12 protein-coding genes are annotated in these 12,998 nt (G+C 65.1%); 4 read left to right on the forward strand and 8 right to left on the reverse strand.

The genetic code is table 11. From position 1 onward, the window contains the following. Window positions 1-11: 11 nt before the first annotated feature. The 3 genes from J3E61_RS04140 to J3E61_RS04150 are packed head-to-tail and all read right to left on the reverse strand — an operon-like array spanning window position 12 to window position 2,102. On the reverse strand, window positions 12-560 hold the full coding sequence (locus tag J3E61_RS04140) for a chromate transporter (protein ID WP_210085424.1): 549 nt from the start codon (window positions 558-560) through the stop codon (window positions 12-14). Then, window positions 557-1,120 carry a chromate transporter gene (locus J3E61_RS04145; RefSeq protein WP_192724039.1) on the reverse strand — a complete coding sequence of 188 codons (564 nt, stop codon included), beginning with the start codon at window positions 1,118-1,120 and terminating at the stop codon, window positions 557-559. The genes J3E61_RS04140 and J3E61_RS04145 overlap by 4 nt, the downstream gene beginning before the upstream one ends. Continuing rightward, window positions 1,113-2,102 (reverse strand): cardiolipin synthase, encoded by a 990-nt coding sequence (locus tag J3E61_RS04150; protein ID WP_210082717.1) that lies wholly within the window; start codon window positions 2,100-2,102, stop codon window positions 1,113-1,115. The genes J3E61_RS04145 and J3E61_RS04150 overlap by 8 nt, the downstream gene beginning before the upstream one ends. Window positions 2,103-2,253: 151 nt before the next feature. On the opposite strand from J3E61_RS04150, the gene prrA reads away from it, so the two are divergent. After that, a complete protein-coding gene (gene prrA / locus J3E61_RS04155; protein ID WP_192725168.1) occupies window positions 2,254-2,964 on the forward strand; it encodes a two-component system response regulator PrrA in 711 nt (236 codons plus the stop codon). 3 nt (window positions 2,965-2,967) lie between these two features. Then, window positions 2,968-4,308 carry a HAMP domain-containing histidine kinase gene (locus tag J3E61_RS04160; protein ID WP_210082718.1) on the forward strand — a complete coding sequence of 447 codons (1,341 nt, stop codon included), beginning with the start codon at window positions 2,968-2,970 and terminating at the stop codon, window positions 4,306-4,308. Window positions 4,309-4,313: 5 nt separating this feature from the next. Here J3E61_RS04160 and J3E61_RS04165 read toward each other — a convergent pair whose 3' ends face one another. Next, window positions 4,314-4,676, reverse strand: coding sequence for an FKBP-type peptidyl-prolyl cis-trans isomerase (locus J3E61_RS04165; RefSeq protein WP_210082719.1), 363 nt, complete (start codon window positions 4,674-4,676; stop codon window positions 4,314-4,316). A gap of 23 nt (window positions 4,677-4,699) precedes the next feature. Here J3E61_RS04165 and J3E61_RS04170 point away from each other — a divergent pair, with 23 nt between their 5' ends. Continuing rightward, window positions 4,700-4,948 carry a DUF2630 family protein gene (locus tag J3E61_RS04170; protein WP_192724043.1) on the forward strand — a complete coding sequence of 83 codons (249 nt, stop codon included), beginning with the start codon at window positions 4,700-4,702 and terminating at the stop codon, window positions 4,946-4,948. Then, window positions 4,945-6,483 (forward strand): NAD(P)/FAD-dependent oxidoreductase, encoded by a 1,539-nt coding sequence (locus tag J3E61_RS04175; protein WP_210085425.1) that lies wholly within the window; start codon window positions 4,945-4,947, stop codon window positions 6,481-6,483. The genes J3E61_RS04170 and J3E61_RS04175 overlap by 4 nt, the downstream gene beginning before the upstream one ends. Here the strand turns inward: J3E61_RS04175 and J3E61_RS04180 are convergent. The 4 genes from J3E61_RS04180 to J3E61_RS04195 form a co-directional block, all read right to left on the reverse strand. Next, window positions 6,480-9,617, reverse strand: a complete 3,138-nt coding sequence (locus tag J3E61_RS04180; RefSeq protein ID WP_210082720.1) for an AAA family ATPase — start codon at window positions 9,615-9,617, stop codon at window positions 6,480-6,482. The genes J3E61_RS04175 and J3E61_RS04180 overlap by 4 nt on opposite strands. A 48-nt stretch (window positions 9,618-9,665) precedes the next feature. Continuing rightward, window positions 9,666-10,085 carry a MarR family transcriptional regulator gene (locus tag J3E61_RS04185; RefSeq protein ID WP_192724045.1) on the reverse strand — a complete coding sequence of 140 codons (420 nt, stop codon included), beginning with the start codon at window positions 10,083-10,085 and terminating at the stop codon, window positions 9,666-9,668. Then, complete coding sequence (locus tag J3E61_RS04190) at window positions 10,075-11,535, reverse strand: MFS transporter (protein ID WP_210082721.1); 1,461 nt, start codon at window positions 11,533-11,535, stop codon at window positions 10,075-10,077. The genes J3E61_RS04185 and J3E61_RS04190 overlap by 11 nt, the downstream gene beginning before the upstream one ends. A gap of 139 nt (window positions 11,536-11,674) precedes the next feature. Next, window positions 11,675-12,982, reverse strand: coding sequence for a citrate synthase (locus tag J3E61_RS04195; RefSeq protein ID WP_192724047.1), 1,308 nt, complete (start codon window positions 12,980-12,982; stop codon window positions 11,675-11,677). Window positions 12,983-12,998 lie beyond the last annotated feature (16 nt).

Raw genomic sequence — 12,998 nt, forward strand, 5'->3', positions numbered from 1 at the left:
TTCCCCGCACCTCAGACGATGCCGAAGTACCCCAGTACGCCCGCAGCGAAAACCACGAGCAGCGGATTGGCCTTGGTGCGGATGAAGATCAAGGTGCAGATCGCTGTCAGCGTGTATGCCCGCCAGTCGTGGTCGGCGGCGCGGCTCATCACCAGCGACGTGGCCATGATCAGACCGACGGTCAGCGGCGCGAAGCCCTTCTCGACAGCGATTCGCCACTTCGATTGCTGAGCCTTCTTCCAGAACAGCGTGACGGCGTACATCAGCGATGCGGCGGGCAGCAGCATCGCGACCGTCGCGATCAGCCCGCCGACGATGGCACCGGGAACGCCGCCAACCGTCAGTCCCGCCCCGTAGCCGACGAGCGTCACGATCAGAATGCTTGGCCCCGGCGCGGTCTGCGAGATCGAGAAGATGTCGGCGAATTGGCTGTCGGTCATCCAGTGGTGACCCTTGACCGCCTGCAGATGCGTTTCGGGAAGGACCGCGTTGCCGCCGCCGATCGACAGCAGCGAAAGCGACGCGAACAACCCCGCGACTTGCAGGTAGGTGTGGATCATGCGGGCCGTTCCCTCGGCCACGCCCAAAACAGGCTGACCGGCGCGAGGATGGCCAGCACCACCGGAAGTGGCCATCGCACAAGGCCGTTCAGCACGAAGGCCGCCGCGAAGAGCAGCACCGGCATCAGCCCCGTGAGGCACTTGCGGCCAGTTTGGATCACCATCGCCAGCGTCAACGCCACCGCGGCCGCCGAGGCGCCGTGCAGGACGCCCTTGACCGCGGGTATCTCCTTGAACCGGAAGTAGAAGAAGCCGGCCACCATGATCAGAACGACGGGCAGAAGGCAGAGGCCGACAACCGCGGCCACTGCGCCGGGTAGACCCCGCATCTTCGAACCGGCGAACACCGCCATGTTGACCTGATTGGCGCCAGGCAGGATCCGGCACATCGTCATCGCGGACAGGAACTCCGCCTCGCCCATCCACTCCTTCTCGACGACGAGCACTTCGCGTGACCACGCCGAGAGCCCACCGCCGAACGATGCGAGCGCAATGTGGTTGAACGTCCACGCGAGCTCGAAGAGCGAGACCTTGACGGGCCCCGCGTCGACATCACTCATGCATCAGATCGTGGTCGTGCGGGAAGTCGTCCTCGTGGTGCTGGGCCGGATCGAGTGGGTCCGGCGCTTCGTAGTGGTGCGAGGTGTCCCAGTCGTTGTCGAAGACCTCTTTCAGCCGCCCGACGATGGCGGGGTCCTCGGTCATGATGCCGAGCTCGCGACGCAGGTCGAAGGCGCTGCGGTCGATGTTCATCGACCCCACCAGGGCGCGTCGGCCGTCGACGATGATCAACTTCGCGTGCACGCGCAGATTCTTTTGTTTGTGCACCTTGACGCCGAAGCGCCGTAGCGTCCGCAGCGACGCGAAAGTGTCGAGAATGTCCCATTCACTGATGCCGTGCTTACCGCCGCAGAGCACATGCACCTTGACGCCACGGTCGGCCGCGGCGGCGAGGCGCTCCATGATGACCGCGTCGACGTACTTCGGGTGCTGCACATCCAGGCGCTCGGTGGCCGTGTCGATGAATTGCGCCATGTGATAGCGCGAATTCGAATTACTCCACAGCAGACCCTCATAAGCCCAGCAGTCCCAATCCCGATGTTCCCAGTCGGCATTGAATACTTCGACGATCTGCGCGACGTGATAGGGGTTATCGGTGATTACCCCGTAGTCGCGGGTCAGCGTGAAATACTTTTCCATCAGATTGAACGTCGCGACCAGCGCAACTTTTTCGTCGACCACAATCGATTTCTCGTGGGTCACGTAGAACTTCGGGTTGGCCCACTGCACCGCGATCCCGGCGTTTTGAAATTGCTCGAAGGTCTCATCATTGGCTCGATCGCCGCCTGATCGTGCCGCATTGAGCTGCACCCTCACATCGACGCCTGCGTTCTTCCGGTCAATGACGGCGGCGACCAAACTCGGCTCGGTGAACGTGAATTGCTTGATCAAAAGGGAATTTTGCGCGGAATTGATGAATTCGCGGACCGGATCCAAGCCGTCATCGGGCTCGACAATCAGACGCGGAGATAGCGGGAGCATGATTTCGCAGATGCTAGCACCGGGGCATTAGCGTCGCTTTGCTATCGCGTGAACGTTCAGCCGGCCGTGACACGGCGGTGATAAGACCGCAGCCACGGTGATACCGCGTCGCTTGGGTACCTGGCACATCGGGGGCAGGTCTTCAGGCAAGATTGCGGGCATGGACAGTGGAGCGGCTTCGCCCCGCGTGCTTGTGGTGGACGACGACCCCGACGTGTTGGCGTCGCTCGAACGCGGGCTGCGGCTGTCCGGATTCGATGTGGCGACGGCCGTCGACGGCGCCGAGGCGCTGCGCAGCGCCACCGAGACCCGGCCCGACGCGATCGTGCTGGACATCAACATGCCGGTGCTCGACGGTGTCAGCGTGGTGACGGCGCTGCGGGCGATGGACAACGACGTGCCCGTCTGCGTGCTGTCGGCGCGCAGTTCCGTCGACGACAGGGTGGCCGGCCTGGAGGCTGGTGCCGACGACTATCTGGTCAAGCCGTTTGTGCTGGCCGAACTGGTCGCGCGGGTCAAGGCGCTGCTGCGCCGGCGTGGCGCGACCGCGACGTTCTCTTCGGAGACCATCACGGTCGGCCCGCTGGAGGTCGACATCCCCGGCAGGCGTGCCCGCGTCAACGGTGCCGACGTCGACCTGACCAAGCGCGAGTTCGACCTGCTCGCCGTGCTCGCCGAGCACAAGACGGCGGTGCTGTCCCGCGCGCAGCTGTTGGAGCTGGTGTGGGGTTATGACTTCGCGGCCGACACCAACGTCGTAGACGTGTTCATCGGTTATCTGCGTCGCAAGCTGGAGGCCGGCGGTGCGCCGAGGCTGCTGCACACCGTCCGCGGCGTGGGGTTTGTGCTCAGGACGCAATAGGTCATGAACCTGCTGTCGCGGATCTTCCGCAGCACGCCTTCGCTTCGAACCCGAGTGGTGGTCGCGACAGCTATCGGCGCCGCGATTCCGGTCCTCATCGTCGGGACCGTGGTGTGGGTCGGCATCACCAACGACCGCAAGGAGCGGCTGGACCGCAGGCTCGATGAGGCCGCGGGCTTCGCGATCCCGTTCCTCCCCCGCGGGCTCGACGAGATTCCCAAGTCGCCGAACGACCAGGACGCCGTCATCACGGTGCGCAAGAACGGCCAGGTGTCGTCCAACTCGGATGTCGTGCTCCCTGAGCTGCCGGCCGGCTACGAGGACACCTTTGTCGACGGTGTGCGATATCGCGTCCGCACCGTGGAGATTCGGGCACCGGAGCCGATGGCGGTCGCGGTCGGGGACACCTACGACGCGACCATCGGCGACACGAACAATCTGCACCGGCGGGTGATCATCATCTGCTTCCTGGCCATCGTCGCGTCGACCGTGTTCGGTTGGATGCTGGCCACTTTCGCGGTGCGCCCGTTCAAACGGCTGGCCCAACAGACGAGCCAGATCGATGCGGGCGACGAACCACCCGAGATCGAAGTGCGCGGCGCCACCGAAGCCGTCGAGATCGCCGACGCCGTCAAGGGCATGCTGGGCCGCATCTGGGAAGAGCAGGGCCGCACCAAGGCGGCACTCGCGTCTGCCCGCGACTTCTCCGCGGTGTCCGCCCACGAACTGCGCACCCCGCTGACCGCGATGCGGACGAATCTCGAGGTGCTTGCCACCCTGGATCTTCCCGAAGAGCAGCGCAAAGAGGTGGTCAACGACGTCATCCGCACGCAGTCGCGCATCGAGGCCACGCTCGGGGCGCTGGAGCGGCTGGCGCAGGGCGAGCTGTCGACCTCCGACGACCACGTGCCCGTCGACATCACCGAACTGCTCGACCGCGCCGCGCATGACGCGATGCGGGTGTACCCGGACTTGGACGTCTCCCTGGTGCCTGCACCGACCGTGATCATCGTCGGGCTGCCGGCCGGGCTGCGGCTGGCCGTCGACAACGCGATCGCCAACGCTGTCAAACACGGTGGCGCGACACGGGTGCAATTGTCGGCGGTCAGTTCACGCGAAGGCGTTGAGATCGCGATCGACGACGACGGCGTCGGCATCCCAGCCGAAGAGCGTCAACTGGTGTTCGAGCGGTTCTCGCGCGGCTCGACGGCGTCGGTCTCCGGCTCGGGGCTTGGCCTGGCGCTGGTCGCCCAGCAGGCCGAATTGCACGGCGGCACAGCCTCATTGGAGGACAGCCCGCTTGGCGGCGTCCGGCTGCTGCTGCGGCTGCCAGGGCCTCGCTAGTTCTCTTAGCGGGTAGCCAGCAGGTCGATGACGAAAATCAGAGTCTTGCCCGACAGGCGGTGCCCGCCACCGGAGGGACCGTAGGCCTGTTCCGGCGGGATGGTGAGCTGGCGACGGCCGCCGACCTTCATGCCGGGAATGCCGTCCTGCCAACCCTGGATCAGGCCGCGCAGCGGAAACTCGATCGACTCGCCGCGATTCCACGAGCTGTCGAACTCTTCTCCGGAGTCGTACTCGACGCCGACGTAGTGCACCTCGACGGTCCCGCCTGGCACGGCCTCCGCGCCGTCGCCGACGACGATGTCCTTGATGACGAGGTCCGTAGGCGCAGGGCCGTCGGGAAACTCGATCTCTGGCTTGGTAGTCACCGCACTCACCGTAGTCTGGATCCGTGGCCAAAGATGAAGACATTCTCGCGCAGGTCAACAAGCTCGTGGCTGAGGAGCAGGACCTACGGGCCAAGCTGCAGAGCCACCAGATCGACGAGTCCGAGGAACATCAGCGATTGCGTGCGGTCGAGGTGGCACTCGATCAGTGCTGGGACCTGCTGCGGCAGCGCAGAGCACTGCGCGAGACCGGCGGCGACGCGCGCGAGGCCAAGGTGCGACCGGCCGATGAGGTCGAGGGCTACCTGAGCTGAAGCAGCACTTCGACGCCGTGATCGTCGGCGGCGGGCACAACGGTCTGGTCGCCGCTGCATACCTGGCTCGCGCCGGTCGCAGTGTGCAGGTGCTCGAGAGGCTGGACCACGTCGGTGGTGCGGCGGTGTCCGCGCATGCCTTCGACGGTGTCGACGCCCGGCTGTCGCGCTACTCGTATCTGGTCAGCCTGCTGCCGCAGCGCATCGTCGACGAGCTTGGCGTGCGGGTGCGGTTGGTCCGCAGGCGCTACTCCTCCTACACCCCCGATCCGGCAACGGCCGGCCGCACCGGCCTGTTGATCGGGCCCGCGTCGACGTTCGGCGCGGTCGGGGCTTCCGGCGACGAAGCCGGGTTCGCGCAGTTCTACCAGCGATGCCGCGCTGTCACATCCCGGCTGTGGCCGACGTTGTTGCAACCGCTGCGCACCCGCGCCGAAGCCCGCAAGCATGTGGGTGCCGACGACGCGTGGCGGTTCATGTTCGACGAGCCGATCGGGCAGGCGATCACCGCGGCGGTGGGCAACGATCTGGTGCGCGGCGTGATGGCGACCGATGCGTTGATCGGCACTTTCGCCAGTACCGACGATCCGACTCTGGTGCAGAACGTGTGCTTCCTCTACCACCTACTCGGCGGCGGCACCGGCGACTGGGACGTCCCTGTCGGCGGCATGGGCGCCGTCACCGGCGCACTGGCCGCGTCGGCCGCAGGACACGGCGCCGAAATCCTCACGGGTGCAGATGTTTACGCGCTCACTGAAGGCGGCGAAGTGAACTACCGCCGCGACGGCCAGGAACACAGCGTGCACGCCGACGTCGTGTTGGCCAACGTGACGCCCGTGGTTCTGGCGCGACTGCTTGGCGAATCCGAACCGGCGTTGACGCCAGGCGCGCAGGTGAAGGTGAACCTGATGCTTCGCCGACTGCCGCGACTGCGGGACGACAGCGTCACACCCGAGCAGGCGTTCGGCGGCACGTTCCACATCAACGAGACATACAGCCAACTCGACGTCGCATACCAGCGCGCCGAGCACGGCGTGGTGCCCGATCCGCTGCCATGCGAGATCTACTGCCATTCGTTGACGGATCCGAGCATCTTGTCGGATCGGTTGCGGGAGTCCGGTGCGCAGACGCTGACGGTTTTCGGCCTGCACACCCCGCACAGCCTGGTCGTCGGCGGCGACCCCGACCGCGCGCGGGAAGCGTTGACCTCCGCGGTGTTGAACTCGTTGAATTCCGTTCTGGCCGAGCCGATTCACGATGTCCTGATGGAGGATGCCGCAGGCCGGCCGTGCATCGAGGCGAAGACGACGCTGGATCTGGAGCAGACGCTGGGGATGACGGGCGGCAACATATTTCACGGTGCGTTGCAGTGGCCGTTCGCTGAGGACGACGAGCCCTTGAACACGCCCGCACAACGCTGGGGGGTGGCCACCGCCCATGACCGGATCATGTTGTGCGGCTCGGGTTCTCGCCGGGGCGGCGCAGTGTCGGGCATCGGCGGTCACAACGCTGCGTTGGCGGTGCTGGAGAGCTAGGGCATCGCAGCTGCCCATGCCATGTGGCCCTCGAAGCCGAGTTCGGTGGCCATGTCGCGGTAGCGGTCCCTGAGATCGCCGTAGGCCCCCTCATCGCCACGGGCTCTGGCGAGCATGGCGCGCAACTGTATTACGGCGATGTCGCGCACCACCACACCGTGGAGCGGCGCGGCGGCCAACCTGTCAACAGCGGTTTCCGCCTGTGCTAATGCACCGCGATCGCCCTGTTCCAGAAGGGTTTCCACGAACAACCTGGTCGCAGCACTGCAGTAGGCGTACTGCTCGTTGTCATAGATGGCGTCCAGCGCAGTTTGCATTGCCTGGGCCACCCCGCGGAAGTCTCCGCCTCTGACTTGCTCCCGGGCCGTGCAGAGGGCGATGAGCGGCAGTTCCGACTTGAAGAAACTTCCGTTGTCGCACATCTGGCGCACCTCGGACAGCAGCTTCAGTGCGCGATCGCGGTCAGACGCCCCCTCGAGCAGGGCCAGCGCCAGCGTGTACGTAGTCAGGCCAACTGCATTGTGGTCGGCGAAGTTGACCGCGATCTGTCGCATTTCATCGAGCTCGGCCAGGACATCGTCGTCCGCAAGCAGTACCCCGTTGCCGACGGCCGCGGCGTACTTGTAGACAATGACGCTGGCATAAGTCAGCGGGTCGATGCCGCGCGCCATCTCGGCGGCATCATCGAAGTCGTTACGCCACCCGGAGATTCCCAACTGGTATCGGGCCACCCCACGGAATGCCAGCGCAATAGCCAACGGGGAGCCGACCAGGAAATTTCCCTTTGTCGGATCACCTTGCGCCAGCGCGATGTTGAGCTCCGACCAGCGCAGGATGTCGTCCATCTCACGGGTTTCCTGTTTGATTGCCATTGGCCCGAAGCACATTCCGACCATGAAGTCGGAATCCCCTATCGCCTCCAGTAGCGCCTCGTGCTCGGTGGCCAGCCGTGAGGCGTCGCGAACGCGTCCTCTTGCCATCCGCTCGGTCATCTCACCGAGCATCCCCATTGCCAGTGACCGCTTGTCGTCGGCCTGCGAACAAAGATCTCGCAACTCACCGAATCCGGAATCGGCGAAACTCGAAGCCGACCGATAGGTCGTTGCACACAGCTGGGTTCGAGGCGCAATGCGCATCCGCAGCCGATCCGGATCGTCCGGTGGCAGCGCGTCGGCGATGTCCCTTGCGCGCGACCAGCTTGTTCGCGCCGCCGTGATATCACGAATGATCGACCACGCGCCTGCCCGCATGTGCCACTCGTATGCTGCGCGGGGGTCACCGGCGGCCTCGAGATGCTCGGCGATGAGGGCGGCGTTCTGATCGTCGGGTTCGATCGTCTCCGCCAGCCGCCGATGTAGCTGCGCACGATCGGATTTGAGTTGGGATTCGTACGCTACGGCGCGGATCAGACCATGCCGGAATGCGAACTGCGGCCGGGGCGCGAACGCAGTCTGGTCGATCAGCTCGGCAGCGACGAGCTCGCTCAGCGCCGGTTCGATCTGCAGCGCCTCCAGCATTTCGGGCCCGAACTGAGATCCGATCACCGCCGCGGCGTTGAGTGCGCGCTTCGCCGCGGGGTCCAGACGGTCGATGCGAGAGGCGATCACGGCCTGCAATGTGCTCGGCACGTTGACATCTCGAGCCGGCTCGACGCACAGGTAGCATCCGCGCCCGCCGATCAACACGTCGCGCTCCCTCAGATCCCGCACGATCTCCTCGGCGAAAAATGGGTTGCCGCCGGCACGCTCGGCGACCAAATCGGCCAACTCGGCCACCGATCTGTCCTCACCCAGCAGCTCAGTGCTGAGCTTCGACATGTGCGCATCGTCGAGCGGTTCAAGAGCAATGGTCTGCATGCGAGGGGCACGGGTAAGCGCACCACTGTATTCCGGGCGGTACGTGATCAGCACAAGGGACCGAGTTCGCGGCACGACGGCGATGAAGTCCGAGAGCATCGACTCGCTGATGTCGTCGATCCAATGCGCGTCCTCGATGACGTAGACGGTCGGCGTATCCCTCGCAAGCGCCGCGGCGTTCACCATTGCGGTGATCCGGCGTCGCCTGGCGTCGGGATCCATCATGGGCAGCGCAGCTGCTGGATCGCCGATGCCAAGCAGATCTTCGAGGATGATCAGATCCTCTTCCTCAGCTCCTGAAAAGCGTTCCCGTATCTGCGCTCGCGCCGCATCGTCGGTCAAACCCTGCGCGTTGGTCGTCGCCCTCAACAGAGCCCCCGCCGCGTGAAAAGGGATGTCCGCAGTGTGTGACTCGCACAGCGTCGTGGCCACCTCGACGCCCATATCCGTTGCACACGAGCAGATCTCGCGCAGCATGCGGGTCTTACCGATGCCCGGCGGACCGACGAGGCTGACCACACATCCGCGTCCGTTGACCGCCCGTTCGAGAAGTCCGCGCAGTGCAGCCATCTCCCAGTCCCTGCCGACGAACGTTGTCTCGACACGAGTCGCACGCCGTCCCGAAGCGATGCCCAGCAAACGGCGTGCGGGCACTGGTTCGTGGCCGCCCTTGATATGGACAAGCTCGGGATCGCCCAGCATGGCTGCGTTCTCCACCAACCGCGCTGTCGATTCGCTGACCATCACCCCACCGGGCGGCGCCGCCGACTCCATCCGCTGGGCCATGCCCACCTGCTCGCCGACGGCGGTGTAAGCCAAAGGGCCAGAGCCGATCTCGCCGGTGATCACGCCACCCGAGTTCAGCCCGATGCGCAGCTGCAACACCACATGGTCGCGACGCTCGACCTCATCGTCGAGGCTCTTTACGTCCTTTTGAATGTCCAGCGCCGCCCGACATGCGCGGACCGCGTGATCCTCCAGCGCAATGGGTGCGCCGAAGACGGCCATCAGGCCGTCGCCGGTGAACTTGTCGACAGTGCCGCCGTAGCGGTGGACGATCGCAGAACACCGGTTGAAGAGCTCACCCATGATCTCCCGCAGCCGCTCGGCACCCAGCGTGGCCGCGATATCCATCGAATGAACGACATCGGCGAAGAGCACCGTCACTTGCTTGTATTCAGCGCGACTTTCGATGGATGCGACGGGTGAACCGCAGGCGTCACAGAAGCGGGCGCCCTCGCGTGGCTCGGCGCCGCAGGTTCCGCACGGTGTCGCCACGCCTCAATCGTGCCGCCGAGACGCAGGCCCGGCTGTGAAATGGCCTGATTATTTCGCGCCAATCTGGTCGAGGATCTTCTTCAGCGCCTTGAGCTGCGCAGGGTCCAGAGCTGCCAGGGCGTCGGGCGCTGGATCCTCGACCGCGTCGATCTTGGCGATCACGTCGCGGCCCGCGTCGGTCAACGAGACGACCTTGCACCGCCGGTTGGTGGGATCGGTTTCGCGGACCACCAGCCCGCGGTCCTCGAGGTAGTTGACGGCGACGGTCGCCGCGGGCGCATCCATCGTCGCGGCGTGCGCCAGCTGCTTGACCGTCATCGGTTGGCGGCTCAGCCGCTTGAGGACGCGAATTCTGCTGAACGGCAGGCCGCTTTGTTCGATGACCGCCCGCTTCCACGCGTCGCGGTTGTCGATCACCAAAGCGGCCATTGCGCGCCAAACCCCGTCGGCCAGAGCATTACTTGACATCGGCACCCTCGTATCGAACGTTCGGCCCCGCGATCAACGGTGCCAGTCGGTCAGCGGAGCGCAATGCCCGTTGCGACGTCGAGAACAGGCCCATGACGAGGATGACGACGCCGAGGCCCGCGCACGCCAGCCACAGCGGCCGCGCCGCAACCGCGAAGTCCGCGCCCGTCGTCGACAAGGCCGAGCCCAGCACCGAACCGCACAGCGCCACACCGACACTCACGCCGACCTGCCGGCTGGTCGAAGCGACCGCAGAGGCTGCGCCCGCGCGGTCGGTCGGCATGCCGCTGACGGCCGCATTGGTGATCGGCGCGTTGACCATCGAGAAACCGATGCCGAACACCGAGAAGACCACCAGCAGCTGCCATACCGCGGTGGTGATGGTCAGCCGAGTGAGCAGCAGCGTCGCAGCGGTGATCAGCGTGCCAGCGATCAGCAGCGAGGGACGTGCGCCGAAGCGCCCGACCAACCGGCCCGAAAGCGGCGAGAAGACCAGCGCGCCAACGGCTATGGGCAAATACAGCAGGCCCGTGCGCATGGCCGAGAAGCCACGTTCGACCTGGAGGTACAGCGAGATCATGAACAGGAACGCGCCCCATGAGGCGAAGGCACACACCGCGATCATCGTCGCCGACGCGAAAGGGATGCTGCGAAAGAACCGCAGATCGATGAACGGGTCGTGGCGGCGCGACTCGTAGCGCAGGAACGCGGCGAAGGCCAGCGCGGCCACGACGGCGACGGCGACGATGCGGGTGTCGGCCCAGCCCCGCACCGGGCCCTCGATCAGCACGTAGACAAGACCGAACAAGAACGCCATGCCAAGGCCCTGGCCGACGGGATCGACGTCGCGCATGGTTACTGAACGTGACTCGGGCACGAAGATGGCTGTCAGCACGATGGCGAGCGCGCAGATCGGCAGGTTGATCCAGAACACCGCGCGCCAGTTGACCAGTTCGATGAGCAGGCCGCCGACCATAGGACCGAGCGCCATCGAGATGCCGACGACGCCGCCCCACACGCCGATCGCCCGCGCGCGCTCGACCCGGCCGGTGAACACCTGCGTGATGATCGACATCGCGACCGGGTTCAGCATCGAGCCGCCGACGGCCTGCAGCATGCGCGCAAGGATCAAGACTTCGATGGTGGGCGACAGGCTGCACAGCAGCGAGCCGAGCGCGAACACCGTCAGCCCGATCTGAAAGGTGCGCCTTCGCCCGAAGCGGTCGGCGGTCGCGCCGGAGAGCAACAGCAGCGAGGCCAGCACCAGGGTGTAGATGTCGATGACCCACTGCAGCTGCGACGCGGTTGCCCGCAGGTCGGCGCGGATGTTGGGAATGGCGACGTTGACGATGGTCGCGTCCATCGACACGATCAGCAGGCTCAGGCAGCAGGACACCAGGATGATGCCCTTGCGCCGTGCACTCAAGGATCGGACGACAGTTTCATTCACACAATGATTGTGAAACTACAACTGTTCGCAATGCAAACGCCGATGTCGTGAAATGCGTCGCAGCGCGACGAGCGACCTCAAATTGCCAACCATCAACGGCGCGTCGCCGTACAAACATGGTCGCTCACCGCCGTGAGAGCTAGCGGGCGCCGAGGTCCTGGTAGTCGCGCTCGGTGTAACCCGTGTAGATCTGGCGGGGACGCCCGATCTTGCCGCTGCCGTCCTCGTGCATCTCACGCCAGTGCGCGATCCAGCCCGGCAGTCGGCCGACCGAGAACAGCACCGTGAACATCCGCGTCGGGAAGCCCATCGCGCGGTAGATCACGCCGGTGTAGAAGTCGACGTTCGGGTACAGCTTGCGCTCGACGAAGTAGTCGTCGGTCAGCGCGACCTCTTCGAGAGCCTTGGCGATGTCCAGCAGTTCGTCGTCGCCGCCGAGCTTGCCGAGAATCTTGTCGGCCTGTTCCTTGACGATGCGCGCCCGCGGGTCGTAGTTCTTGTACACCCGGTGGCCGAAGCCCATCAGCTTGACGCCGTCTTCTTTGTTCTTGACCCTCTTTACGAAGTCCTGCACATCGCCTTCGGACTGGCGGATCTTCTCGAGCATCTCCAGCACGGCCTGGTTGGCGCCGCCGTGCAGCGGACCCCACAGCGCATTGATGCCACCGGAGATCGACGTGAACAGGTTCGCCTGCGACGAGCCGACCAACCGCACCGTCGACGTCGAACAGTTCTGCTCGTGGTCGGCGTGCAGGATCAGCAACAAGTCAAGCGCCCGAACGACTTCCGGGTCCACCTCGTAGGGCTCGGCAGGGAAGCCGAACGTCATCCGCAGGAAGTTCTCCACCAGGCTCAGCGAGTTGTCCGGGTAGAGGAACGGCTGGCCGACCGACTTCTTGTACGCATACGCCGCGATGGTCGGCAGCTTGGCCAGCAGCCGGATCGTGGACAACTCGACCTGCTCGTCATCGAACGGGTCCAGCGAATCCTGGTAGTAGGCGCTCAACGCGTTCACCGCACTGGACACCACCGGCATCGGGTGCGCGTTGCGCGGGAAGCCGTCGAAGAACCGCTTGAGGTCTTCGTGCAGCAACGTGTGCCGCTGGATCTGGGTGGTGAACTTCTCCAGCTGGTCCTTGGTGGGCAGCTCGCCGTAGATCAGCAGATAACTGACCTCGATGAAGTTGGACTTCTCTGCCAGCTGCTCGATCGGGTAGCCGCGGTAGCGCAGGATGCCTGCTTCACCGTCGATGTAGGTGATGGCGCTCTTGGTGGACGCGGTGTTGACGAAGCCTTCGTCGAACGTGGTGTAGCCGCTCTTGGCCAACAGCGAACCCAGCGCGATTCCGTCGGCCCCCTCGGTGGCGCTGACGATGTCCAAATCAAGCTCGCCACCCGGGTACGTCAGGCTTGCGTGCTCGCCACCACTGGAGGAGTTATCGGCCACGGGAATCCCTTCGTCG

It is taken from the genome of Mycobacterium sp. OAE908 (assembly GCF_017872775.1).
Taxonomy (GTDB): Bacteria; Actinomycetota; Actinomycetes; order Mycobacteriales; family Mycobacteriaceae; genus Mycobacterium.

Bases quoted from the DNA above. Each gene is read 5' to 3' on its own strand.
- J3E61_RS04140 (WP_210085424.1), bottom strand. From the start codon at position 560: ATGATCCACACCTACCTGCAAGTCGCGGGGTTGTTCGCGTCGCTTTCG.
- J3E61_RS04145 (WP_192724039.1), bottom strand. From the start codon at position 1,120: ATGAGTGATGTCGACGCGGGGCCCGTCAAGGTCTCGCTCTTCGAGCTC.
- J3E61_RS04150 (WP_210082717.1), bottom strand. From the start codon at position 2,102: ATGCTCCCGCTATCTCCGCGTCTGATTGTCGAGCCCGATGACGGCTTG.
- J3E61_RS04160 (WP_210082718.1), top strand. From the start codon at position 2,968: ATGAACCTGCTGTCGCGGATCTTCCGCAGCACGCCTTCGCTTCGAACC.
- J3E61_RS04185 (WP_192724045.1), bottom strand. From the start codon at position 10,085: ATGTCAAGTAATGCTCTGGCCGACGGGGTTTGGCGCGCAATGGCCGCT.